This window comes from Sphingomonas sp. FG14 (assembly GCF_057809675.1).
Genome location: NZ_JBMDKK010000001.1, coordinates 471,238 through 493,943, shown reverse-complemented (window position 1 = coordinate 493,943; position 22,706 = coordinate 471,238). Strand labels below are relative to the sequence as shown.

At 63.8% G+C, this 22,706-nt stretch carries 22 protein-coding genes; 12 read left to right on the top strand and 10 right to left on the bottom strand.

What is annotated here, in order from left to right; translation table 11 throughout:
* Positions 1 to 7: 7 nt before the first annotated feature.
* Positions 8 to 430 carry a DUF4112 domain-containing protein gene (locus tag ACODTA_RS02300; RefSeq protein WP_489064191.1) on the top strand — a complete coding sequence of 141 codons (423 nt, stop codon included), beginning with the start codon at positions 8 to 10 and terminating at the stop codon, positions 428 to 430.
* A gap of 19 nt (positions 431 to 449) precedes the next feature.
* Here ACODTA_RS02300 and nadC read toward each other — a convergent pair whose 3' ends face one another.
* The 6 genes from nadC to ACODTA_RS02270 form a co-directional block, all read right to left on the bottom strand.
* Positions 450 to 1,301 (bottom strand): carboxylating nicotinate-nucleotide diphosphorylase, encoded by an 852-nt coding sequence (gene nadC, locus ACODTA_RS02295; RefSeq protein WP_489064190.1) that lies wholly within the window; start codon positions 1,299 to 1,301, stop codon positions 450 to 452.
* A complete protein-coding gene (gene nadA, locus ACODTA_RS02290; RefSeq protein ID WP_489064189.1) occupies positions 1,294 to 2,304 on the bottom strand; it encodes a quinolinate synthase NadA in 1,011 nt (336 codons plus the stop codon). Before nadA ends, nadC begins: the two co-directional genes overlap by 8 nt.
* 97 nt (positions 2,305 to 2,401) lie before the next feature.
* Complete coding sequence (locus ACODTA_RS02285; protein WP_489064188.1) at positions 2,402 to 3,268, bottom strand: MBL fold metallo-hydrolase; 867 nt, start codon at positions 3,266 to 3,268, stop codon at positions 2,402 to 2,404.
* Between the two features lie 81 nt (positions 3,269 to 3,349).
* Entirely contained in the window at positions 3,350 to 3,784 is a 435-nt protein-coding gene (locus tag ACODTA_RS02280) for a hypothetical protein (RefSeq protein WP_489064187.1), read from the bottom strand.
* A gap of 29 nt (positions 3,785 to 3,813) precedes the next feature.
* Positions 3,814 to 5,388 (bottom strand): M56 family metallopeptidase, encoded by a 1,575-nt coding sequence (locus ACODTA_RS02275; RefSeq protein WP_489064186.1) that lies wholly within the window; start codon positions 5,386 to 5,388, stop codon positions 3,814 to 3,816.
* Positions 5,385 to 5,753, bottom strand: a complete 369-nt coding sequence (locus ACODTA_RS02270; protein ID WP_489064185.1) for a BlaI/MecI/CopY family transcriptional regulator — start codon at positions 5,751 to 5,753, stop codon at positions 5,385 to 5,387. Before ACODTA_RS02270 ends, ACODTA_RS02275 begins: the two co-directional genes overlap by 4 nt.
* 405 nt (positions 5,754 to 6,158) lie before the next feature.
* On the opposite strand from ACODTA_RS02270, the gene ACODTA_RS02265 reads away from it, so the two are divergent.
* From ACODTA_RS02265 to ACODTA_RS02255, 3 genes are read left to right on the top strand one after another with little or no spacing between them, the layout of a single operon-like run.
* Positions 6,159 to 8,327 carry a primosomal protein N' gene (locus ACODTA_RS02265; RefSeq protein WP_489064184.1) on the top strand — a complete coding sequence of 723 codons (2,169 nt, stop codon included), beginning with the start codon at positions 6,159 to 6,161 and terminating at the stop codon, positions 8,325 to 8,327.
* On the top strand, positions 8,324 to 8,518 hold the full coding sequence (locus ACODTA_RS02260) for a DUF1289 domain-containing protein (protein WP_489064183.1): 195 nt from the start codon (positions 8,324 to 8,326) through the stop codon (positions 8,516 to 8,518). The genes ACODTA_RS02265 and ACODTA_RS02260 overlap by 4 nt, the downstream gene beginning before the upstream one ends.
* A gap of 45 nt (positions 8,519 to 8,563) precedes the next feature.
* Complete coding sequence (locus ACODTA_RS02255; protein ID WP_489064182.1) at positions 8,564 to 10,105, top strand: hypothetical protein; 1,542 nt, start codon at positions 8,564 to 8,566, stop codon at positions 10,103 to 10,105.
* Between the two features lie 28 nt (positions 10,106 to 10,133).
* Here ACODTA_RS02255 and ada read toward each other — a convergent pair whose 3' ends face one another.
* Together ada and ACODTA_RS02245 are read right to left on the bottom strand one after the other, a co-directional pair.
* Positions 10,134 to 11,171 carry a bifunctional DNA-binding transcriptional regulator/O6-methylguanine-DNA methyltransferase Ada gene (gene ada / locus ACODTA_RS02250; protein WP_489064181.1) on the bottom strand — a complete coding sequence of 346 codons (1,038 nt, stop codon included), beginning with the start codon at positions 11,169 to 11,171 and terminating at the stop codon, positions 10,134 to 10,136.
* A 67-nt stretch (positions 11,172 to 11,238) separates the two neighbouring features.
* Positions 11,239 to 11,976 carry a dienelactone hydrolase family protein gene (locus tag ACODTA_RS02245; RefSeq protein ID WP_489064180.1) on the bottom strand — a complete coding sequence of 246 codons (738 nt, stop codon included), beginning with the start codon at positions 11,974 to 11,976 and terminating at the stop codon, positions 11,239 to 11,241.
* Between the two features lie 137 nt (positions 11,977 to 12,113).
* Here ACODTA_RS02245 and ACODTA_RS02240 point away from each other — a divergent pair, with 137 nt between their 5' ends.
* The 5 genes from ACODTA_RS02240 to ACODTA_RS02220 all read left to right on the top strand — a co-directional run bounded on the left by ACODTA_RS02240 (position 12,114) and on the right by ACODTA_RS02220 (position 17,130).
* Positions 12,114 to 12,668 carry a F0F1 ATP synthase subunit delta gene (locus ACODTA_RS02240; RefSeq protein WP_489064179.1) on the top strand — a complete coding sequence of 185 codons (555 nt, stop codon included), beginning with the start codon at positions 12,114 to 12,116 and terminating at the stop codon, positions 12,666 to 12,668.
* A gap of 2 nt (positions 12,669 to 12,670) precedes the next feature.
* Positions 12,671 to 14,200 carry a F0F1 ATP synthase subunit alpha gene (atpA, locus tag ACODTA_RS02235; protein ID WP_489064178.1) on the top strand — a complete coding sequence of 510 codons (1,530 nt, stop codon included), beginning with the start codon at positions 12,671 to 12,673 and terminating at the stop codon, positions 14,198 to 14,200.
* A 96-nt stretch (positions 14,201 to 14,296) separates the two neighbouring features.
* The gene (locus tag ACODTA_RS02230; protein WP_489064177.1) at positions 14,297 to 15,175 is read left to right on the top strand and encodes a F0F1 ATP synthase subunit gamma; all 879 of its coding nucleotides are present in this window, start codon (positions 14,297 to 14,299) and stop codon (positions 15,173 to 15,175) included.
* A 27-nt stretch (positions 15,176 to 15,202) separates the two neighbouring features.
* Positions 15,203 to 16,726, top strand: a complete 1,524-nt coding sequence (atpD, locus tag ACODTA_RS02225; RefSeq protein ID WP_489064176.1) for a F0F1 ATP synthase subunit beta — start codon at positions 15,203 to 15,205, stop codon at positions 16,724 to 16,726.
* A gap of 143 nt (positions 16,727 to 16,869) precedes the next feature.
* Complete coding sequence (locus tag ACODTA_RS02220; RefSeq protein WP_222988613.1) at positions 16,870 to 17,130, top strand: ATP synthase F1 subunit epsilon; 261 nt, start codon at positions 16,870 to 16,872, stop codon at positions 17,128 to 17,130.
* Between the two features lie 30 nt (positions 17,131 to 17,160).
* Here ACODTA_RS02220 and ACODTA_RS02215 read toward each other — a convergent pair whose 3' ends face one another.
* Positions 17,161 to 17,607 carry a DUF6265 family protein gene (locus ACODTA_RS02215; RefSeq protein WP_489064175.1) on the bottom strand — a complete coding sequence of 149 codons (447 nt, stop codon included), beginning with the start codon at positions 17,605 to 17,607 and terminating at the stop codon, positions 17,161 to 17,163.
* Positions 17,608 to 17,687: 80 nt separating this feature from the next.
* On the opposite strand from ACODTA_RS02215, the gene ACODTA_RS02210 reads away from it, so the two are divergent.
* From ACODTA_RS02210 to ACODTA_RS02200, 3 genes are all read left to right on the top strand, one after another.
* A complete protein-coding gene (locus tag ACODTA_RS02210) occupies positions 17,688 to 18,407 on the top strand; it encodes a helix-turn-helix domain-containing protein (protein ID WP_489064174.1) in 720 nt (239 codons plus the stop codon).
* A 94-nt stretch (positions 18,408 to 18,501) separates the two neighbouring features.
* The gene (locus ACODTA_RS02205; RefSeq protein WP_489064173.1) at positions 18,502 to 20,037 is read left to right on the top strand and encodes a TadA family conjugal transfer-associated ATPase; all 1,536 of its coding nucleotides are present in this window, start codon (positions 18,502 to 18,504) and stop codon (positions 20,035 to 20,037) included.
* 13 nt (positions 20,038 to 20,050) lie between these two features.
* Positions 20,051 to 21,586 (top strand): glycosyltransferase family protein, encoded by a 1,536-nt coding sequence (locus ACODTA_RS02200; protein ID WP_489064172.1) that lies wholly within the window; start codon positions 20,051 to 20,053, stop codon positions 21,584 to 21,586.
* Positions 21,587 to 21,631: 45 nt separating this feature from the next.
* Here the strand turns inward: ACODTA_RS02200 and ACODTA_RS02195 are convergent, their stop codons facing one another.
* Entirely contained in the window at positions 21,632 to 22,681 is a 1,050-nt protein-coding gene (locus ACODTA_RS02195) for a phytase (protein ID WP_489064171.1), read from the bottom strand.
* Positions 22,682 to 22,706: the final 25 nt, after the last annotated feature.

Sequence of the window (22,706 nt, the reverse complement as noted above, 5' to 3'; positions counted from 1 at the left end):
TTGTCGCATGCGCGTGTCACCCGATCAGTTCGAACGTATCGCCCAGGGCCTGCCCCAAATGGGGCGCGATCCCGCATCGATCCGCCAGCGCGTGGAAGCGATGGAGGCGATCTTGGAACGGGTCTTCGTCATTCCCGGCATCAACCGGCCGATCGGGCTCGATTCGATCGTCGGGCTCGTTCCGGTGGTCGGGGATATCGTGACCGCGGCCATGGGCGCGTGGATCGTCTGGGAAGCGCGTAATCTGGGCATGTCCAAATTCCAGCTTGCCCGCATGGCCGCCAATGTCGGCATCGACACGCTGCTCGGTGCGGTTCCGATCGCAGGCGATCTGTTCGATTTCCTCTACCGTTCGAACAGCAAGAATCTGCGCATCATCAGACGGCATCTCGACAAGCATCACCCTTCGACGGTGACGATCGAGGGGTGATGCCTCGGGCCGGCGACCGTCAGGCCGATGCGAAGTCCAGGCCGATATCGGCGGCGGGGGCCGACTGGGTGAGCCTGCCGACCGAGATATAGGTAACGCCGGTCTCGGCGATCGTCCCGATCGTTTCCAGCGTCACGCCGCCCGAGGCCTCCGTCGGCACGCGGCCGCCCACCAGCCGCACCGCGCCACGCAATGTCGCCGGATCCATATTGTCGAGCAGCAAATGGGTCGCGCCGGCATCGAGCGCCGGTTCGATCTGATTGACCCTGTCCACCTCGACGATGATCCGTTCGATCCCGGCATCGACGGCGCGGCGGACGGCTTCGCCCACGCTACCGGCGACCGCGACATGATTGTCCTTGATCATCGCCGCGTCCCACAGGCCCATCCGATGATTTTGCGCGCCGCCCATCCGCGTTGCGTATTTCTCGAGCAAACGCAGTCCCGGAATGGTCTTGCGCGTGTCGAGCAGGACCGCGCCGGTACCGGCGATGGCATCGACATAACGACGCGTGAGCGTGGCGATGCCGGTCAGGTGCTGGACGGTGTTGAGCGCCGAGCGTTCGGCGGTCAGCATGGCGCGGGCGTGGCCTTTCAGACGCAGCAGATCGGTTCCCGGCTGAACCCTGTCGCCATCCTTCACCAGCGCCTCGATCACGACGTCTGGATCAAGCGTCCGGAAAAAAGCTTCGGCGATCGGGAGACCGGCGACCGTCACCGCCTCACGACTGTCCATCACCCCCCCGAACGCCGCATCCGCCGGGATCACGGCGGCGGAGGTGATATCCCCCGCATCGCCCAGATCCTCTGCCAGGGTGGCCGCGACGAACTCGCCGAGATCGAAGCCCGGCAACCCGAAGGGCTCAGTCACCCGTCACCTTCGCCGGCCCGAGATCGCCCATGCCGACCGTGGCGCTCGCCATTTCGAGCATGCGATCGAGCGACTTCTTCGCCGCGACGCGCATCTCCTCGTCCAGTTCGATCCGGGGCTCCAGGTCGCGCAGCGCGACATAGAGCTTTTCCATCGTGTTGAGCGCCATATAGGGGCAGATATTGCAGTTGCAGTTACCATCGGCACCCGGCGCACCGATGAAGGTCTTTTCGGGAACCGCCTTTTCCATCTGGTGGATGATATGCGGTTCGGTCGCGACGATCAGCGTGTCGCCCGCCATCGTCTTCGCATATTCAAGGATGCCGCTCGTCGCACCGACATAATCGGCATGATCGAGCACATGCGCCGGGCATTCCGGGTGCGCCGCGACCGGCGCGCCGGGATATTGCGCCTTCAGTTTCAGCAACTCGGTCTCGCTGAACGCCTCATGCACAATACAGACACCCGGCCACAACAGCATGTCGCGACCGACCTTGCGCTTCAGATACCCTCCCAGATGCCGGTCCGGTCCGAAGATGATCTTCTGATCCTTGGGGATCTGGCTCAGGATCTTCTCGGCCGAGGAGCTCGTCACGATGATGTCGGAGAGCGCCTTCACCGCCGCCGAACAATTGATATAGGTCAGCGCGATGTGATCGGGATGCGCCTCGCGGAACGCCTTGAAGGTTTCGGGCGGGCACGAATCCTCAAGGCTGCACCCCGCCTCCATGTCGGGCAGGATGACGATCTTCTGCGGGCTCAGGATCTTCGCTGTCTCGGCCATGAAGCGGACGCCGCAAAAGGCGATCACATCGGCGTCGGTTTCCGCCGCCTTGCGCGACAGTTCCAGCGAATCTCCCACGAAATCGGCCAGATCCTGGATCTCGGGCTTCTGGTAATAATGCGCCAGGATCACGGCGTTGCGTTCCTTGCGCAGCCTTTCGATCTCGGCGCGCAGGTCCAGCCCCGTCAGGCTTCCGCCAATTCCACCACGTGCATCCATGTCCCTCGGATCCTTGCTGTGTCGTCGCACCCGCTTTTGCGGGCGTCGCGCTGCCTTTAATGCCGTCATCCCGCAAGCAGAAGCGGGAATGATCATCTCAGTCGATCAATTGCCAGCTCTGCTCGGCTTCACGAACCACGCCGCGGTCGCGCATGTCGATCAGATGCGCCAGCACCGATCGCCCTGCGGCAGGATAGAGCCTGGGGTCGATACCCTTGTACATTTGTTCGACCATCACCGGGATTTCACCTGTGCCGCCTTTCAGCAGCCGCAATATCTGCCCTTCGCGTTGCTTCCGATGGCCTATCAGGCCACGTACGAAGCGCTGCGGACGCTCCACAGGATCGCCATGCGCGGGATAATAGACGATGTCCTCTCGTTCCATCAGCAGCGCCAGGCTTTTCATATAGGCCGCCATGTCACCATCGGGCGGAGAAACGACGCTTGTCGACCAGCCCATCACATGGTCGCCGGTGAAAAGCGCCTTTTCCTCGGGCAGGGCCAGACAGAGATGGTTGGAGGTGTGTCCCGGCGTCGCCACCGCGACCAGGTTCCAGTCCGTACCCGTGATCGCCTCGCCGTCGGTCAGCACGCGATCGGGCGCATAATGGCGATCGAATGCCGCGTCGGCACGCGGGCCGCTATCGTCGAGCACAAGCGGCGCGCAGCCGATCACTGGCGCACCGGTTGCATCGCGTAGCGGCGCAGCGGCCGGGCTATGATCGCGATGGGTGTGGGTGCAGCAGATCGCGACCACGCGTTCGGCACGAACCGCCTCCAATATGGCCTGGACATGCACTGGATCATCGGGGCCCGGGTCGATCACCGCGACATCCCCATTGCCGACCACATAGGTCTGGGTGCCGCTATAGGTGAAGGGGCTGGGATTGGGCGCCAGGATACGCCGTACCAGCGGAGTCAGCCGCATCGTCTGGCCGGTGGGAAAATCGTCCATGCCGCTCATGTGGCAGCTTCCGCGCGCGAAACAAGATCGGGCGACGCCACGGATCCGCGGCGTCGCCCGATTCCCTCCCCGAGACGCGGATTATTTGCTGATCGTGCCGGCCTTGAGTTGCTCGATCTGGCGGTCGAGCGAGGCGATCACCTTCTCACGCTGGACATCGCTCAGTGCTTTCTCCTCACCGATTTGCGTGCGGGCCTTTTGCAGCGCGGCGATCAGCGTGCCATCGTCCGGCGCACACACGACGATACGACTCTTGTTGACCTTGCCATCCGCGCCCGACTTGTCGTCTTCATCGATCTGGGCGCGCTTGCCCTTGCAGTGTTCGCCGGCAGCCAGCATCGCCTTCTCGCGTGCCGCATCGACATCGACTTCAGAGGTACTGCCGTCGCGTTTGTGAATGACGATCTTCTTGACCTGGTTCGCCTCGGCCTTGTCGCCATCATTGTGCGGATGCGCCTGCACGGCCGCACCCGAGAGCGCCAGCGCAGCACCGCAGGCCAGCATCTTCGCGATCATTGTCATTCGTTTTTCCTCCTCCGCTTCGTTCAATGCATATCTTCGATCGAATCCTTGAGCCGCTCGATCTCGGCATCGAGGCCCTCCAGAGCCTCACGCAGCCGTTCGCGCTCGATCTTCCGGGATTCGATCAGGCTCTTGCGTGCCTGGACCATGGCGTTGAGCTGCACCTTGCGCACTTCGGCGTCGCTGATACCCCGACCGCAAAAGGTGACGTTGCGACGCTCGTTGCGCGTGTCATCCGCGATCGAGATCAGCGCACCACTTTTGCCGTTGCATGCCGTGGCCTTGCGCGCGGTCGTGACCGCCAGGCGGATCTGCTCGGCCCGATTCTGCGCCGCATCGGCGGCGATACGCATCGCCATGCCATGCTCGTCGAAGCTCATCGCGACCACCGGCATAGCGGGCGGAGACGGTGGTATTGGCGCCCTGGGAGCCGTAGGCACGGCCGGCATTTCGGACAGCGCGGGCGCGATCGGCGCAATGGGGGGAACAGGCGGAGCAGGTGGAACCGGCGCATCGACATTCGCCAGCCTTGCCGGGCGCACCGGCGGAACCGGTGGGATCGGTGCGGCGACATGCGCGATTTCGACGATGCCATCCATGCCGGTCGACACGGCGGAGACAACAGGCTCGATCATGCGCACCTGCATCTTCTCGCGGATTCCAGCGGTCGTCTCCGCCGCGATGCCCCCCGACGCAGTGATCGCCAGACCGCCGCTGACCAGCACGAGCGCAAGCACTCGCCCGCTCATCCCACGTTCCGGTGCATCGCGCATCATGCGCAGCCGGGTCTTGAGCTGGTCGCGCGGATTGAGCGAGCAGGCCGCCACGGGAGTTCGCGGACAGGCTGATTTGACCAATGCCGTCGCATAGCTGCACCGTTCATCCACCGTCGCGCCCTGGAGCACAACCGCATCACAAGCCAGTTCCTGATCGGCGCGGAAGGCACGCCAGGCGCGCCAGGCGACCGGATTGAACCAGTGCAGCGACAGCATGGCGAGCGCGACCATGTTGATCGACAGATCGCCGCGACGGTGGTGCACGGCCTCATGCGTCATCGCCAGGCGCAGTTCCTCGGCGCTGTAGCGGGTACGGTAGTCGTGCGGCAGCACGATCGTCGGCATCAGCACGCCCGCGGCGAACGGCCCCTCGACCAACCGGCTGGCGCAGACCTCGATTCCGTTGCTGTCCATTTCGGGCAGGTCGACGGACTCGCGCAACGCCGAACGGACGAACCGATGATAGGCGAATAGATGCCAGGCCATCATCAGCATCGCCCCGCCCAGCCAGATGCCGAGCAACAACAACGGCCAGTCGATCGACGGGACGGCCGGAACGGCTTGCGCCCCGGTCTGCAACGCCGACATGTCGATCGTCGGCAGATCGGGAAACGACAGTTTCGCCAACGCCGGAATCTGCTCGATCGGCGCAGGCCCGAAACTGTCGGGAAGCGGCGGCAGCACCATGCGCAAAGCCGGCAGCAGCCACAGGAGATAGGCGATGCGCGGGCCGAACATCGCGGCAACCTGCGCGCGAACCAGAAGGACGACCACCATCAGCGCGGTGGTCGCGACGAGCGTTTCGACGACCCAGCCGCTCATGACCGGAGCGCCTTCAGCAGTGCTTCGATCTCGACGATATCGTCGTCGCTCAATTCGTCGCGTTCGGCCAGATGCGCCACCAGCGCCGCACCGCGCCCGCCGAACAGCCGATCGACCAGCCGCCGCGATTCGGTCGAAACATAATCCTCGCGGGCGACCGCCGGACGGTAGAGGTAACGCCGCCCATCCTCTTCATGGACGAGCACGCCCTTTGCGAGCAGGCGCGACAACATGGTCTTCACGGTCCTGTCACTCCATCCGCGTGCCGGATCGATCCGTTCATGGACTTCGCTCGCGGTCAGCGGGGCCTCTTCCCAGAGCACCTCCATCACCGCATGTTCGGCTTCACTGATCCGCTCGCTCATCGACTAGCCCCCTTTTCGGCTGACTACAGGCGTAATCTCATTACGACTACAGTTGTAGTCATGCAAGCGCTGAACGCTGGATGAACGGGCCGGACAGGTTCGTGGCAGCGACACAATATCGCCGACCGGCATCCGATCTTTCGCCGTCGACACTGGCAAAACAGTGCCAAAATTGTCGGGAATTCTTACAAATCTCGCTTATGGTTAACGTGTGCGAACCATCGTGTCGCAGCATTTCCGCCGGATCGCATATTTGGCACGCCGCCTGCTACTTTATCAGCGTTCCCAACACGGTCTCCTGCCGTGTCGCTTCAGAGCGGGAGCGATACCTCCCTGGTCGTTGTGTATCGCTCCCGCTCCCCCCGCCCTCTCCCCAGCACGCGAACAAGCCCCTAGATGGGATGCATGACTCGGGCTCGCGTTCTCATCCTCAACAATGCCGTCGGGCCGCTCGACTATCGGGTGCCGCGCGGCATGTCGGTCGAACCCGGCTCGATCGTGGTCGCGCCTTTGGGGCCGCGCCAGCTTGTCGGCGTGGTCTGGGAAGCGGACCGGATGCCTTCACGCGACGAGGTTGGCGACAATCGCCTGCGCAACCTGCTTCAGGTTCATGACGCGCCGCCGCTCGGAGATCCACTGCGGCGGCTGATCGAATGGACTGCCAATTACTATCTGGCGCCGCCCGCAGCGGTGCTACGCATGGCGCTGCCATCCTCATCCGCGCTGGACGGTGGACGAACCATCACCGAATATCGCCTGACCGGCCAGCGCCCCGAACGGCTGACCGCACAGCGAGAACAGGCGCTGGAGCGGCTCCATGATCGCCAGGGGCTGATCCGCGAACTCGCGACCGCCGCCGACGTGACCGACGCGGTGATCCGCGGCCTTGTGAAGGTCGGCGCGATCGAGCCCGTCGAAGTCGATATCGACACGCCCTACCCCGTGCCTGATCCAACTTATGGCGCGCCCGATCTGTCGGCGGTTCAGGCATCCGTCTCCGAAACGCTGGTCGAAGCAGTGCGCGATCGCGCCTTTCAGCCCTTCCTGCTCGACGGCGTCACCGGTTCGGGCAAGACCGAAGTCTATTTCGAAGCCGTCGCCGAAGCGATCCGCCAGGGCCGCCAGACATTGGTGCTGCTGCCCGAGATCGCGCTGACCGAACCGTTCCTCAAGCGTTTCACCCAGCGCTTCGGCCATGCGCCGATCGCCTGGCATTCGGGACTGCGCCAGTCGCAGCGTCGCAGGGCCTGGCGGGCGATCAGTTCGGGTGAGGGACTGGTGACGGTGGGCGCACGCTCCGCGCTGTTCCTGCCCTATCGCAATCTCGGCCTGATCGTCGTCGATGAGGCGCACGAGACCAGCTTCAAGCAGGAAGACGGCGTTCATTACCATGCGCGCGACGTGGCGGTGATGCGCGGCAGCTTCGAACGCTGCCCAGTTATCCTCGCATCAGCCACGCCGGCGATTGAGACGCGCCAGCAGGTCGAGCTTGGACGTTATCGCGAACTTCGCCTGCCCGCGCGCTTCGGCAACGCCATCATGCCCGAGATCGCGGCGATCGACCTGATCCAGGATCCGCCCGAGCGCGGCCATTGGCTGGCGCCGGCGCTTGTGCAGGCGACCGAGGAAACGCTGGCGCGCGGCGAACAGGTGCTGTTGTTCCTCAACCGGCGCGGCTATGCGCCGCTGACGTTGTGTCGGCATTGTGGGCATCGTTTCCAATGCCCCAACTGCACGGCCTGGCTCGTCGAGCACCGGTTGATACGGCGCCTGGCCTGCCACCATTGCGGCCATGTCATGCCACCGCCCGCTGCCTGTCCGGAATGCAGCGAGGAGGACAGCCTGGTCGCCTGCGGCCCCGGCGTCGAACGGATCGCCGATGAGGTGAAAGCGCTGTTTCCAGACGCGCGCACCGCGATCGTCACGTCTGACACGATCTGGTCGCCCGCCAAGGCCGCAGAGTTCGTCGGCCGGATGGAAGCGGGCGAAATCGACATCGTCGTCGGCACCCAACTCATCACCAAGGGCTATCACTTCCCGAACCTCACATTGGTCGGCGTTGTCGATGCCGATCTAGGGCTGGAGGGCGGTGATCTGCGCGCGGCGGAGCGGACCTTCCAGCAGGTGATGCAGGTGGCGGGCCGCGCCGGGCGCGGCGAGAAGCCCGGCCATGTGCTGATCCAGACACACAGCCCCGGTTCACCGGTGATGGAAGCGCTGATCTCGGGCGACGCCGAAAGCTTTTATGCGGCGGAGACGGAGGCGCGGCGCAGCGCGGGCGCGCCTCCATTCGGCCGCTATGCCGGCATCATCATCTCGTCCGAGGATCAGAAGCTTGCGCAGGATACGGCGGCGCGGATCGGCCGTACCGCGCCGCGCGTGGACGGCATGGCGGTGTTCGGCCCCGCCCCCGCGCCACTCGCCATGCTGCGCGGCCGGCACCGTTTCCGCCTGCTCGTCCACGCCCGCCGCGCGCTGGACGTGCAGGATGTGATCCGCGACTGGCTCGGCGCGCTCGAATGGAGCCAGAAGGTCAGGGTCTCGGTGGACGTCGACCCTTATAGCTTCCTGTGACCGCATCGCCCTGCACCAAGGTCTGCATGCTCGATCCGGCGACACAATGGTGTCGCGGCTGTGGACGGACGATCGGTGAGATCGCGGAATGGGGGGCGGCAACGCCCGAGCGCCGCGAAGCGATCCTGGCCGCGCTTCCCGATAGATTGGTCCGAATGCGACCAGACGGCACCTCGCCCAATTCCGATTAAGGCGCTAGGAAAGATGGCGGTTCTTCCTGGGATAGCCGAGTTGAAATGTTCGCGAGACTGATGATCGCCCTGGCGGTGGTGCTATTCCCCGCAGCCGCGCACGCCCAATGGAAGCGCGCGACCTCGGACAATTTCGTCGTCTATTCGAGCGGCAGCGAGAAAACGCTGCTGGAATTCACCGCCAAGGTTGAGACCTTCGACGCGCTGTTGCGGAGAGCGTCGGGCGTGAAAGCGCCCCCCGCGCCCAAGCGCCTGGAAATCTACCTGCTGCGCGATACGAATTCGGTACAGCGCCTGCTCGGCAAGGGCGGCCGCAATGTCGCGGGTTTCTATACGCCTCGGCTGGCAGGCTCCATCGCCGTCGTTCCGCGGCTGGGGCGCGGCACCAAGTTCGACATGGATGGGGAAACCGTCCTGTTCCATGAATATGCGCATCATTTCATGATGCAATATTTCCCGAGCGCCTATCCGCCCTGGTATGTCGAGGGCTTCGCCGAATTCTATTCGACCGCAGAGATCGGCGACGACGGGAATGCGTCGATCGGCAAGCCCGCCTATCATCGCGCCTATGGCCTCATCCTCGCCAAGCCGTTTCCGATCGAACAATTGCTGTCGAACAATCCGAAGATGAAGGGCGGCGAGGAAGTCGATGCCTATTACGGGCGTTCATGGCTCCTCGCGCATATGCTCACCTTCTCCGACAAGCGCAAAGGCCAGTTGGAAGCTTATCTGAGCGCCTTCGCCTCGGGCACGCCCGCCGAAAAGGCCGCCATCGACGCGTTCGGCCCGCTGTCCGCGCTGGAGAAGGATCTGGATACCTATGTGAAGGGCGGGATGCAGTATCGCAAGCTCACCGGATTCGACACCAAGGCCGCCAGGATCGTCGTCGATGCGCTCGATCCGGCGCAGGACGCGCTGCTGCTCGATCGGTTGAACTATCAAACCGGTATCACAGAGGAGGAGAAATCGCGCGCGCTTTCGTCGGTCCGCAAGACCGCCGCGCGCTTTCCCGACAATCCCTATGCGATCGACATGCTTGTCCAGGCATATCTGCTTGAAGACAAAGAGGACGAAGCGAACACGCTCAACGACAAACTGATCGCGCTCAAGCCGGATTACGGACCGGCGCTACTGCGCAAGGCAGAGTTCATGGCGAACAAAGTGAACGACGCCGAAGATAGCGCAACGCACTGGAAAACTGTGCGGACCCTGATCGTGAAGGCGAACCGGCTCAACAACGACGATACCACCGCGCTCTTCCGCTACTATCAATCATTCATGCGCGAAGGCGTCGATCCACCCAAGGTCGCGGTGGACGGCTTGTTCCGCGCTTATGAACTGGCTCCGCAATTCGGAGCGATCCGGCTTTCGCTCGCCGACCAGTTCATACGCAGCAAGCAACCCAAATTGGCCCGCGCGGTACTGATGCCGATCGCCTACGCTCCACATGGCGGCGATGGCGCCGAAGCAGCGCGCAAGATGATCGCGGACATCGACAGCAAAGGCGATTCAAAATCGGTGAAGACGCCATCCGGCGACGGCAAGGCGAAGCCGAACGATTCGCAACAATCGCCGGAACCGTCCTGATGCCGCGGTCGCCGGAATAAATGGGGGCTCAGGCAACACCCTCGCGTTTCCTGAGCTCCACCTTGCGATCGACGCCATAGGCATAGCCGCCCATCGTGCCGTCGCTGCGCTGGGCACGATGACAGGGAATGACGACTGCCAGGTGGTTGGCGCCGCACGCGGTTCCGGCGGCGCGGACAGCCTTTGGATTGCCGGCCACGGCCGCCAATTCGCTATAGGTCCGCGTCTCGCCCGGCGGGATGGCACGCAGGGCCTGCCACACGGCTTCCTGAAACGCCGTGCCTTTGACGTCGAACGGCAGATCCTGATCTCGCTCGGGATGTTCGACCTCAGTGACGACCTTGCGCGCGAGCGCGGCCAGCGCCTCGCCGCCTGACTGGATATCGGCATTGGGAAAACGGGTCCGCAGCGCCTCCTCGCCCTCGTCGAACGAAACGCGGCACAGCCCCTTGTCCGTCGCGGCGACAAGCAGCGGACCCAGGCTGGTCTCGGCCACGGTCCAGCGGATCGTGATCCCGGCTCCGCCCCGGGCCCAGGCGCTGGGCGTCATGCCGAGCCGGCGCTTGGCATCTTCATAGAAGCGGCTTGGCGCCGAATAGCCGGCGTCATAGATGGCGTCGGTCACGCGATCCTCCTTGGTGAGCGCCTCCGCCGCCTTGCCAGCACGCAGCCCCCGCGCGTAGGCGGCGGGCGTCACGCCCGTCGCGCGCTTGAACAGGCGGTGGAAGTGATGCGGGGCATAGCCGACCATCATCGCCAGCTCATCGAGCGAAAGCCCATCCTCAGACGATTCGATCAATCTGATCGCCTGCGCCACCGCCACCCGATCTCGCCCCACTTCGTCGGGCGTGCAGCGCAGGCAGGCGCGATAGCCTGCCGCGCGCGCCGCCACGCCATCCGCGAAGAATTCCACATTCTCGCGCTTAGGGTGTCGCGCCGGGCAGCTCGGCTTGCAGTAGATGCCCGTGGTCTTGACCGCTCCGACGAACTTGCCGTCGAAATTGCGGTCGCGCCGTTCGAAGGCGGCCCAGGCCATATCGGGATCAATGTGGGTTTCTGTACTCATACAGCCTATCTAGGGATACGGACGGCGGCCCGCATCCCGAGGCTTGCGATCAAAGCGCGAGGCGCGATCAGCCGCCACATACCCTGAACAGAGCCAGCGTCCGCTCGCGCGCCAGTTCGGCACTGGAGGCGTGGAAATCCTTGCGCCGATCCGAGCTGAAGCCATGCCCCGCATCATAGACGAAGATCTGCGCGGTCGGATGATCGGCGGCGATCACCTTCTCCACCCCCTCCATCGGAATGCCCGTGTCGTAGCGTCCGAAATGCATGATCGTCGCGCATCTGGGCTCCAGCCCGGCATTGTCCGGCACCAGACTGCCATAATAGCCCGAAGCCGCGTCTAGTCCGTCGAGCCGTCCCGCTGCCAGCCAGGCGACTGACCCACCATAGCAATAGCCGACGATGAACACCGGCCCCTTGCCCCGCAGCGTATCGATGCAGCTCTGCACATCCGCCATCGACAGTTCGAACGGGTGCCGGTTGCGGGCGAGGTCCATCGCACGTTCCAGATCGGTGCCGGTATAGCTGGCCTCGAATCCCGGGGCCTCGCGATCGAACAAGGCGGGCGCGAGCACTTCATAGCCTTCGGAGGCATAATCATCGGCCATGTCGCGGATATGATCGGTGACGCCGAAAATCTCCTGGACCAGCACCAGCCCGCCCCGGCGTTCCCCATCCGGCATGGCACGGTAGACCGAAACCTCAGCGCCATCGCTCATGATCACTGCGATCGTTTCGCCCGTCATGGCGCCGGCCCTCCCCAGTATCGCGCCCGTCCATTCACGGGCGGCGCGCTTAGATTTCATTCAACGCTCATTCAGCAGCTAGCCCGTCTTGCATCCTGTAACAACCGATGCTAACCGCGCCGCGACCCATCGGGGGCGCTCGTTCGCCCCCTTTTCGCATGGGGCTAATTCCGACTGTCCAAGAGGATATCAGGCGCGTGGAGACTTCCGGCGGCATTCAGGCCAGCTTAGCAGGGCGGTACGCAACCGCGCTGTTCGATCTGGCCCGCGAATCCAACAAGATCGAGACTGTCGAGAAGAGCCTCGGCGCCGTGAAGGCCGCTCTGGCCGAATCGGGTGATTTCAAGGCGCTGACCGCCAGCCCGCTGCTTTCGCGCGCCGATGCCGGACGTGGCATCGCCGCCGTCGCCAAGGCGATGAAGCTCGATCCGCTGACGGCGAACTTCCTGGGCGTGCTTGCGGAGAATCGTCGCCTCGCGCAGGTCGGCGACATCATCCGCGCCTTCGGCCAGCTCGCCGCCGCTCATCGCGGCGAAACCACAGCGCAGGTCACGTCGGCTCATCCGCTGACTTCGGCGCAGGTCAAGGAACTGCAAAGCCAGCTCAAGGCCCGCGTTGGCCGCAACGTTTCGGTCGACCTCACCGTCGATCCCGCCATCCTGGGCGGACTGGTCGTCAAGATCGGTTCCCAGATGATCGATAGCTCGATCCGCACTCGTCTCAATTCCCTCGCGCACGCGATGAAAGGCTGAACATGGATATCCGCGCCGCAGAAATCTCGAAGGTCATCAAGGACCAGATCGCCAATTTCGGCTCCGAGGCCCAGGTCTCCGAGACCGGCACCGTGCTGTCGGTCGGCGACGGCATCGCGCGCATCCACGGGCTGGACAATGTCCAGGCCGGTGAGATGGTCGAGTTCGCCAACGGCATCCAGGGCATGGCGCTCAACCTCGAAGCCGACAATGTCGGCGTCGTGATCTTCGGCACCGACAGCGAGATCCGCGAAGGCGACACCGTCAAGCGCACCGGCACCATCGTCGACGTTCCCGTCGGCAAGGGTCTGCTCGGCCGCGTCGTCGACGGCCTCGGCAATCCGATCGATGGCAAGGGCCCGATCCAGTACGAAACGCGCATGCGCGTCGAGAAGAAGGCGCCGGGCATCATTCCGCGCAAGTCGGTGCACGAGCCCGTCCAGACCGGCCTGAAGGCGCTTGACGCGCTGGTGCCCGTGGGCCGCGGCCAGCGCGAGCTGATCATCGGCGATCGCCAGACCGGCAAGACCGCCGTCGCAATCGACACCTTCATCAACCAGAAGACCGCGAATGCGGGCGACGACGAGAGCCAGAAGCTCTATTGCATCTACGTCGCCGTCGGCCAGAAGCGCTCGACCGTCGCCCAGATCGTCCGCCAGCTCGAAGAGAATGGCGCGATGGAATATTCGATCGTCGTCGCCGCGACCGCTTCGGAGCCCGCTCCGCTCCAGTATCTCGCGCCCTATACCGGTGTGACGATGGGCGAGTATTTCCGCGACAACGGCATGCACGCCGTGATCGTCTATGACGATCTCTCCAAGCAGGCCGTCGCCTATCGCCAGATGTCGCTGCTGCTGCGCCGCCCGCCGGGCCGCGAAGCCTATCCCGGCGACGTCTTCTATCTCCACAGCCGCCTGCTGGAGCGCGCCGCCAAGCTCAACGACGAGAATGGCAATGGCTCGCTGACCGCGCTGCCCATCATCGAGACCCAGGCGGGCGACGTTTCGGCGTACATCCCGACCAACGTGATCTCGATCACGGACGGCCAGATCTTCCTTGAGACCGACCTGTTCTTCGCGGGCATCCGCCCCGCCATCAACGTCGGCCTTTCGGTGTCGCGCGTCGGTTCCGCCGCGCAGACCAAGGCGATGAAGAAGGTGTCGGGCTCGATCAAGCTCGAGCTCGCCCAGTATCGCGAAATGGCCGCGTTCGCGCAGTTCGGTTCGGACCTCGACGCGTCCACGCAGAAGCTGCTCAATCGCGGTGCGCGCCTGACGGAACTGCTGAAGCAGCCCCAGTTCAACCCGATGCCCTTCGAAGAGCAGACTGCGTCGATCTTCGCCGGTACCAACGGCTATCTCGACACCGTTCCGGTTCAGGACGTCGTCCGCTACGAAGCGGCGATGCTCGCCGACCTGCGCGCCAATCACGCCGACGTGCTCAAGACGATCCGTGAGACCAAGGATCTGGGCGACGAGGTGAAGGGCAAGCTGAAGGCTGCGCTCGACCAGTTCGCGAAGACGTTCGCTTAAGGGAAGTCGTCATCCCGGCGAGAGCCGGGATCTCCCTTGCTCTTGGTAAGACAGTGAGATTCCGGCCTCGGCCGGAATGACGGTTGAAGGGAAACAATGGCAAGCCTCAAGGCCCTCAAGATCCGCATCGGCTCGGTGAAGTCGACGCAGAAGATCACCAAGGCGATGAAGATGGTCGCCGCGGCGAAACTGCGCCGTGCGCAGGACGCCGCCATTTCCGGCCGCCCCTATGCCGAGCGGCTGGAAGCGGTGATGGCGAGCCTCGCATCGAAGGTGACCATCAGCGCGTCGAGCCCCAAGCTCCTCGCCGGCACCGGCAGCGACCAGACCCATCTGATCGTCGTCGCGACATCCGAGCGCGGCCTGGCGGGCGCGTTCAACTCGAACATCGTCCGCGCCGCCCGCAAGAAGGCCGAGGAGTTGGAGCGTAGCGGCAAGACCGTGCGCTTCTACATCGCCGGCAAGAAGGGCCGCGGCGTGCTGCGCCGCTTCCACGCCAAGCAGATCGTCCATGATCACGAAATGGGCCATATCAAGAATGTGGCCTTCGCCGACGCCCAGGCGCTCGCCGAAGACGTGATCGCCCGTTACGAGGCCGGCGAATTCGACGTGGCCCACGTCTTCTACGCCAAGTTCGTCTCCGCGCTGGTCCAGGAGCCCGTTGGCCAGCAGATCATCCCCGTCCCCATTCCCGCCGTTACGGCGGACACGGGTGCCGGCGCAGCCGTCGAATATGAGCCTGACGAGGAATCGATCCTGGCGGACCTGTTGCCGCGCAACGTCGCGATCCAGATCTTCCGCGCGCTGCTGGAGAATGCGGCGTCCGAACAGGGCAGCCGCATGAACGCGATGGACAATGCCACGCGCAATGCCGGCGACATGATCAATCGCCTGTCGATCCAGTATAACCGCACGCGTCAGGCCGCGATCACCACCGAACTCGTCGAGATCATCTCGGGCGCCGAAGCGCTCTAAAGACTTAAGAAGGCAAGGAAACCAGTCATGGCAAGCACGCCCGAAACCACTGCCAAGCCCGCCCGCAAGCCGCGCGCGACCAAGGCGGCGACGCCCGCCGCCACCGCCGCAGCCGGCACCGCGACCGGCCGCATCAGCCAGGTCATCGGCGCCGTCGTCGATGTGAGCTTCGAGGGCAGCCTGCCCGCCATTCTGTCGGCGCTCGAAACCGACAATGGCGGCAATCGCCTCGTCCTCGAGGTCGCGCAGCACCTCGGCGAGAACACCGTCCGCACGATCGCGATGGACTCGACCGAGGGCCTGACCCGCGGCCAGCCCGTCGCCGACACCGGCAGCCAGATCCAGGTTCCCGTCGGCCCCGCCACGCTCGGCCGCATCCTCAACGTCGTCGGCGAACCGATCGACGAGCGCGGCCCGGTCGCGACCGACCTGCGTGCCCCGATCCACGCCAAGGCCCCCGAGTTCATCGATCAGTCGACCGAAAGCTCGATCCTCGTCACCGGCATCAAGGTGATCGATCTGCTCGCGCCCTACGCCAAGGGCGGCAAGATCGGCCTGTTCGGCGGCGCGGGCGTCGGCAAGACCGTGCTGATCCAGGAGCTGATCAACAACATCGCCAAGGGCCATGGCGGCACCTCGGTGTTCGCCGGCGTCGGCGAGCGTACCCGCGAGGGCAACGATCTTTATCACGAATTCCTCGATGCGGGCGTTATCGCCAAGGATGCCGAAGGCAATCCGATCGCCGAGGGTTCGAAGGTGGCGCTGGTGTTCGGCCAGATGAACGAGCCGCCGGGCGCACGCGCGCGCGTCGCGCTTTCGGGCCTGACGATCGCCGAATATTTCCGCGACCAGGAAGGCCAGGACGTGCTCTTCTTCGTCGACAACATCTTCCGCTTCACCCAGGCGGGCGCCGAGGTGTCGGCTCTGCTGGGCCGTATTCCTTCGGCCGTGGGTTATCAGCCGACCCTGTCGACCGACATGGGCGCGCTGCAGGAGCGCATCACCTCGACCAACAAGGGTTCGATCACCTCGGTGCAGGCCGTGTACGTGCCCGCCGACGACTTGACCGACCCCGCGCCGGCAACCTCGTTCGCCCACTTGGACGCAACGACCGTGCTGTCGCGCGCCATCTCGGAACTCGGCATCTATCCGGCGGTGGATCCGCTGGACTCGACCAGCCGCGTGCTCGAGCCGCGCGTCGTCGGCCAGGAGCATTACGAGACCGCCCGCGCCGTCCAGTCGCTGCTCCAGAAGTACAAATCGCTTCAGGACATCATCGCGATCCTGGGCATGGACGAGCTGTCCGAAGAGGATAAGCTGACCGTCCAGCGCGCCCGCAAGATCCAGCGTTTCCTGTCGCAGCCCTTCCACGTCGCCGAGGTGTTCACCAACATCCCGGGCAAGTTCGTGCAGATCGAAGACACCATCAAGTCGTTCAAGGCGGTGGTCGACGGCGAATACGACCATCTGCCCGAAGCCGCTTTCTACATGGTCGGCGGCATCGACGAAGCCGTCGCCAAGGCGCAGAAGCTGGCGGCGGAAGCAGCCTGATTTGAATATGTCCCCGTTCGCTTCGCGGCGACGGGGGCTGGTGGGGGTCTTCTTCCGCTTCCAGGCACCGAACTGCCCAGGCGGAAGAAGCCCCTCACCCACAGCGCGAACGCAGATGCGTGAGCGGATCTAAGGAAAGAGCAATGGCCACCCTCCATTTCGAACTCGTCACTCCCGAAAAGCTCGTCCGCTCGGAAGAGGTTCACATGGTGGTCGTTCCCGGCACCGAGGGCGAATTCGGCGTTCTGGCCGGCCACGCACCCTTCATGTCGACGGTACGTGACGGCGATCTCGCCATCTACCGCAGCGAAACGGGCGAGCCCGAGCGTATCCGCATCGAAGGCGGTTTCGCCGAAGTGAATGAAAAAGGCCTCACCGTCCTCGCCGAGAAGGCCGAAGGCTGAGCCTTCGCGTTCAGCCCCAAGGCTGGAACATCACCCACCCATCGGCCGATAGGTCCATGCGATGGCGTTCGCGCCATCAGCACCCGATATCTCCGCCTTGAGCAATGCACCCTCACGCCAGTAGCGAATTTGTTTCGGATAATCGTGCGCGGCGTTCTCAAAGCTGATCGAAAGCGCATCCTGCCGGGTCATCCTGAAAACCGTCGGTGCCTTGCCGAGCGGTGATGCGAAATAGGCTAGCCGACCATCACTGTCGGGCGCGATCCGCGCGAATTCCCAGCTTTCGAGCTTTGTTCCTGTGCCGGACCGGCTGGATCCCATCTGCATCCCGCCACGCGCGGCAGTCCAATATTCCTCGGCCCATCGATCGCCCTTCCGCTCGATCCAGGCGCCCGCCATCCAGTTCGGCGCTGATGGCGCCGGCGCATCAGCCGTGACCAACAGCGCAGCCGCCGTCATCAATCCGAAATATTGCATGGCCCCTCTCCTGTCGCTCAACATTTGATAACCTGACGCGGGCATCATGGCCTGAACGAACACGACAGGCGAGAGCGCGCGTGGACTATCGCGAAATACCGCTGCCCGATGCGCTGGATGGACTGGTGAAAACCGTCTGGACGATGGAATCCGGCGGCAAGGCCGGAGAGTGGATTTCCCAGGAAGCCACGCCCGACGGCTGTGTCGAGATCATTCGCCGCCTTGCCGGCTGCTCGCGCTGGCGGCGCGATCAGCCCGAACTGTTCGTGGCAGGCGTCATCGACACGCCCACCATATTGACGTTGAGCGGAGACGCCCGCTTCGTCGGCATCCGGCTCTGGCCCTGGGCCTGGAACCTGTTGGGGGCTCCATCGACACCCCGGTTCCTGAACGACTGGTTCGCCGCTCCACCCGAATCTCTGGCATCGCTGCTTTTGGCTGATCCCGATCGTGTCGTCGCCGCACTCAGCGAAACGATGGCCGGTTTCACAATTCCACCCATCGCGCCAGCGATCCTGCGCTCACGCAACGTCGCCGAGGTTTCGATCCGCAGCGGCCTTTCCTATCGCCAGATTCAGCGCTGGTTCGCATCGGAGGTCGGAATGGCGCCGCGCCGTTATGTGAAATTGCTCCGCTTTCAGCGCGCCTTTGCGGAAGTGCAGTCAAGTTCTGCTGGACTTGCGGAGCAGGCGGCGGAACGCGGTTATGCCGACCAGGCGCATGTGGCGCGCAGCTTTCGCGAAATGGCCGGCAAGAACGCGCAGACCATACGTGCGCGAGGGCGCGGCCCTTTCGTCTGAAACGGGGTGGAATTAGGTAATTGTCAAAGTTTCCACTCTATTCACCTTTTCCCGATACCAGTTCGGGGATCGGACAGAGGAATGGCAGCGTAGCATGAGCGCTTTCGGAAAACGGGGTGGGATCGGCGGAACACCGTCAGGAAACCGTCCATCCTTCGGGGTCGCGAAGCCGATGCAAGGCTCCCCCACGCAACGGCGGGCACCTGAAGATGGTGAAGGCGGCAGCCAGTTCCCGCCGCTCGACACCCTGCCCTTGCCCACCGACATTGACGATGCCGGCACGCAGCCGGCCGCGATCACCGATGCGATGAAGCGGCTCGAGAATCGCGTCAACGAAGTCCACGATAATGTCAGCCGCGTCGAAGGCTTCGAAGCATCGATCCACAAGATCAAGGAACAGGTGCTGCCGCGCCTGCTCGAGCGCGTCGACCCGGAAGCCGCCGCCACGCTCAACAAGGACGAACTGGCGGAGGAATTCCGCCCGATCATCGGCGAAGTGCTCGCCGAACTGAAGCTGACGCTGAACCGGCGCGAACAATTCGCGCTCGAAAAGGTTCTGGTCGATGAATTGCTCGGCCTGGGCCCGCTCGAAGAGTTGCTGTCCGATCCAGCAATCTCCGATATCATGGTGAACGGCCCCGAGCAGACCTATATCGAGCGCAAGGGCAAGCTGGAGCTGGCGAATATCCGCTTCCGCGACGAGGAGCATCTGCTCCAGATCGCGCAGCGCATCGTTAACCAGGTCGGCCGCCGCGTCGACCAGACCACGCCGCTTGCCGACGCCCGTCTGAAGGACGGCAGCCGCGTCAACGTGATCGTGCCCCCGCTCAGCCTGCGCGGCACCGCGATCTCGATTCGTAAATTCTCCGACAAGCCGATCACGCTCGACATGATGGCGGGTTTTGGATCGATGTCGCAGAAGATGGCGACCGCGCTCAAGGTCGCAGGCGCCAGCCGCTTCAACATCGTCATTTCCGGCGGCACCGGCTCGGGCAAGACGACGATGCTCAACGCCCTGTCGAAGATGATCGATCCGGGCGAACGCGTGCTGACGATCGAGGACGCGGCCGAGCTCCGGCTGCAGCAGCCGCACTGGCTGCCGCTCGAAACCCGCCCCGCCAACCTGGAGGGCCAGGGCCAGATCAGCATCCGCGATCTCGTCATCAACGCGCTGCGTATGCGTCCGGATCGCATCATCCTGGGCGAAATTCGTGGCGCCGAGTGCTTCGACATGCTCGCCGCCATGAACACGGGCCATGACGGATCGATGTGTACGCTCCACTCCAACAGCCCGCGCGAGGCGCTGGCGCGTATGGAGAACATGGTGATGATGTCCGACATCAAGGTGCCGAAGGAAGCGATCTCGCGCCAGATCGCCGATTCGGTCGACTTGATCGTCCAGGTGAAGCGCCTGCGGGACGGCTCGCGCCGCACCACCAACATCACCGAGGTGATCGGCATGGAAGGCGACGTGATCGTCACCCAGGAACTCTTCAAGTTCGAATATCTGGACGAGAGCGCCGACGGCAAGATCATCGGCGAATACCGCCCGATGGGCCTGCGTCCTTACACGCTGGAGAAAGCGAAGCAGTACGGCTTCGACCAGGCCTTCCTCGAGGCGTGCCTCTGATCGGGGCACGATCATGGCGGAAGCAGCCGGTGCCGGCGGCGGGGCGACTCGACCGCATCTGACCCCACGCGCCTTCGCATGGGCCTCGGCCGCAATATTGATGCTTGCGCTGGCGCTGCGTATCGCCGCGGCGCTGCCCCTCTCGATGCATCATCCGGATGAGATCTTCCAGTATATCGAGCAGGCGCACCGCCTGATCTTCGGATATGGCGTGGTCACCTGGGAATATCGCTATGGCATGCGAAGCTGGCTGCTGCCCTGGCTGTTGAGCGGCCCAATGCAACTGGGCGCGATCCTTTCCCCCGCCTCTTCATTGTACCTGTTTCTGCCCAAGCTTACCTTGGTCCTGCTTTCACTCGCTATCGTCTGGTCGGCGCGGGCGATCGGCCGGCAAATCTCGCCATTGCACGGCCTCGTCGCCATGTTCGTCACGGCGATCTGGTTCGAACTGGTGTTCTTCGCCGGCCATGCGTTGACCGAAGCGATCGCCACGGCCTTGTTCATTTCGGCCGCCGCCCTCGCCAATAACGGCCGCGATCGCCGTTCCTTCGTGATCGCCGGCATATTGCTGGGGCTGACCGTTCTTGTCCGCTTCCACTATGCGCCGGCAATCGGGGTTTATGTGCTTTTCGCCAATCGCCTGGCGATACGCGACAAATGGCTTCCGATGGTGGCCGGCGGCTGCACGGCGCTGGCGGCCGGCGCCATGGTTGATCTCTGGATGGGGCAAACCCCGTTCGCGTGGATCGTCGAGAATTTTCGTCAGAACATCATCCACGATCGCGCCGCCAATTACGGCGTCAGCGGTCCGACTGAATATTTCCGTTTCATCGCGGTCTATTGGTCGCTCTGGATCGTCCCCATCATGGCATTGTTAATCATTGGCCTACGCAGGCAGCCTGCCCTGTGCGCCGCCGCGCTCGCCAATCTCGCATTCCATATGATGATCGGCCACAAGGAGTATCGTTTCATCCTGCTGTCGATGACGATCTTCATCCTCATCGCCGCGATCGGATCCGTCGACCTCTTGCGCTGGATCGAAAAGCGGGCTGACAAAACCACCATGCCCGTGCTTCTTGTCGCCATGCTCGCCTTCTGGAGCGTGGCGTCAGTCACTCGCGCGGCGGACGCCCAGATGCGGCCAAAATGGACCGGCCATCAGCCGGTTCTGGATCTCGCTCTGACAATGCGATCGGTGCCCGGCCTGTGCGGCATCGCCTATCATGATGTCGATCCGATCTGGGGATCTGGCGGCTACAGCCATATTCATCGCGATGTGCCGCTCTTCTTCTACGAGGGGACGGCGGCAGATACCCAGAAACTGGCGCTGGATAGCGCCGGCTTCAACGTCATCGTCGCGCCGATCGGCTCCAGCGCCAAGATTCCACGCTCATATATCAAGACTGAGTGCCGAAGCGCGCGAGGCGGACATGGTACGACAGATGTGGATACCCGCGATTTCTGCCGCTTCGTGCGCCCCGGACCGTGCGATCGTGCCGTGGACGACGCCAATCGTGTCGATCGACTTCTGATCAGGCACGATCTGTGAGGCTGACAAGCCTCGCACCTCTTCGCACCTCACCGGGGCAAGGGGTCAGTCGAGTCCGAGCGCCTTCCTGACGTCATCCCAGGCAACCAGCTTGAAATTCTGCGCGCCTGCTTCGTTGAAACCATCCTGCGCGATGAAAAGCCCGCCCGGATAGGCAGGGCCGAAATCGCCCGTAACCAGATCGATTCCGTCGGTCTCCTCAGTCGCGCCGACAATACCCGCCGCGATCCGGAAACGGCCGACATAGCTGTCGTCCTCGATCCGGTAGAGCGTATAGGCATTGTCACCCTGGCTGGAGACAATGACATAGCCGCCACGTTCCCCGACCGGGGCGATCGCGACACCTTCGGCATCCGCGACCAGATGCTTGCCATCAGCTGGTGCGACCTTCACCGGCTTCGTCGAGCCCGTCGCGGCGGCTTCGAACCGCCAAAGGCCGACATCTTCTTCGGCGACATACAGACGATCGATACGTTCATCGACCGCGCAGCCTTCGGACTGGGTTCCGAGTTTCATCGTCCGCACGATCTTTCCGGAAACAGCATTCTCCGAAATGTCGATCGACACCTGGTTGATCGTACCGTCCTTCACCACCATGAATGCGTCCAGCGCGCTGCCCCGCTGCAACAGGCAGACGCCATAAGCCTCACCGGATCCGGCCGCGACCGCGCCCAATGTCGTCAGCTTCGCCGTGGCCGGATCCAATCGGAACACGACCAGCCTGGCATTCGCGACATCGTTGCGATCGCTTGCCACAACGATGATGCCGGCAGCCCCCATATCGCGCAGATCGACATTGTTCACCCTACCGGCGTCGTTGAAGTCGCGCACCTTGCCGTCCAGGCCATAGACATAAAGGCCGGCCTTCTTGTCCGTTCCCACGATCAGGCTCGCCGTGGGATTCGCCGCATTGCGCCAGATCGCGGGATCATCCGCCGCATCCGCATTGCTCGTGCCCACCGGAGCGGTTTCGCCGCGCGCCTGAACCGTCACCGCAGGCGCCGCTCGCGCGATGCGCATCTCCACGGGTTCTTCGGCGGTGGCGCATGCCCCGACCATCAGGGCCGCGACGGGCAAAAGTTCGCGAATCCTCATGCCATTCCTCCAGCGTCGCGCGATC

Coding starts and splice junctions, on each gene's coding strand:
- ACODTA_RS02300 (WP_489064191.1), top strand. CDS start 8: ATGCGCGTGTCACCCGATCAGTTCGAACGTATCGCCCAGGGCCTGCCC.
- nadA (WP_489064189.1), bottom strand. CDS start 2,304: ATGGATGCACGTGGTGGAATTGGCGGAAGCCTGACGGGGCTGGACCTG.
- ACODTA_RS02285 (WP_489064188.1), bottom strand. CDS start 3,268: ATGAGCGGCATGGACGATTTTCCCACCGGCCAGACGATGCGGCTGACT.
- ACODTA_RS02280 (WP_489064187.1), bottom strand. CDS start 3,784: ATGATCGCGAAGATGCTGGCCTGCGGTGCTGCGCTGGCGCTCTCGGGT.
- ACODTA_RS02275 (WP_489064186.1), bottom strand. CDS start 5,388: ATGAGCGGCTGGGTCGTCGAAACGCTCGTCGCGACCACCGCGCTGATG.
- ACODTA_RS02270 (WP_489064185.1), bottom strand. CDS start 5,753: ATGAGCGAGCGGATCAGTGAAGCCGAACATGCGGTGATGGAGGTGCTC.
- ACODTA_RS02265 (WP_489064184.1), top strand. CDS start 6,159: ATGACTCGGGCTCGCGTTCTCATCCTCAACAATGCCGTCGGGCCGCTC.
- ACODTA_RS02255 (WP_489064182.1), top strand. CDS start 8,564: ATGTTCGCGAGACTGATGATCGCCCTGGCGGTGGTGCTATTCCCCGCA.
- ada (WP_489064181.1), bottom strand. CDS start 11,171: ATGAGTACAGAAACCCACATTGATCCCGATATGGCCTGGGCCGCCTTC.
- ACODTA_RS02245 (WP_489064180.1), bottom strand. CDS start 11,976: ATGAAATCTAAGCGCGCCGCCCGTGAATGGACGGGCGCGATACTGGGG.
- atpA (WP_489064178.1), top strand. CDS start 12,671: ATGGATATCCGCGCCGCAGAAATCTCGAAGGTCATCAAGGACCAGATC.
- ACODTA_RS02230 (WP_489064177.1), top strand. CDS start 14,297: ATGGCAAGCCTCAAGGCCCTCAAGATCCGCATCGGCTCGGTGAAGTCG.
- atpD (WP_489064176.1), top strand. CDS start 15,203: ATGGCAAGCACGCCCGAAACCACTGCCAAGCCCGCCCGCAAGCCGCGC.
- ACODTA_RS02220 (WP_222988613.1), top strand. CDS start 16,870: ATGGCCACCCTCCATTTCGAACTCGTCACTCCCGAAAAGCTCGTCCGC.
- ACODTA_RS02215 (WP_489064175.1), bottom strand. CDS start 17,607: ATGCAATATTTCGGATTGATGACGGCGGCTGCGCTGTTGGTCACGGCT.
- ACODTA_RS02205 (WP_489064173.1), top strand. CDS start 18,502: ATGAGCGCTTTCGGAAAACGGGGTGGGATCGGCGGAACACCGTCAGGA.
- ACODTA_RS02200 (WP_489064172.1), top strand. CDS start 20,051: ATGGCGGAAGCAGCCGGTGCCGGCGGCGGGGCGACTCGACCGCATCTG.
- ACODTA_RS02195 (WP_489064171.1), bottom strand. CDS start 22,681: ATGAGGATTCGCGAACTTTTGCCCGTCGCGGCCCTGATGGTCGGGGCA.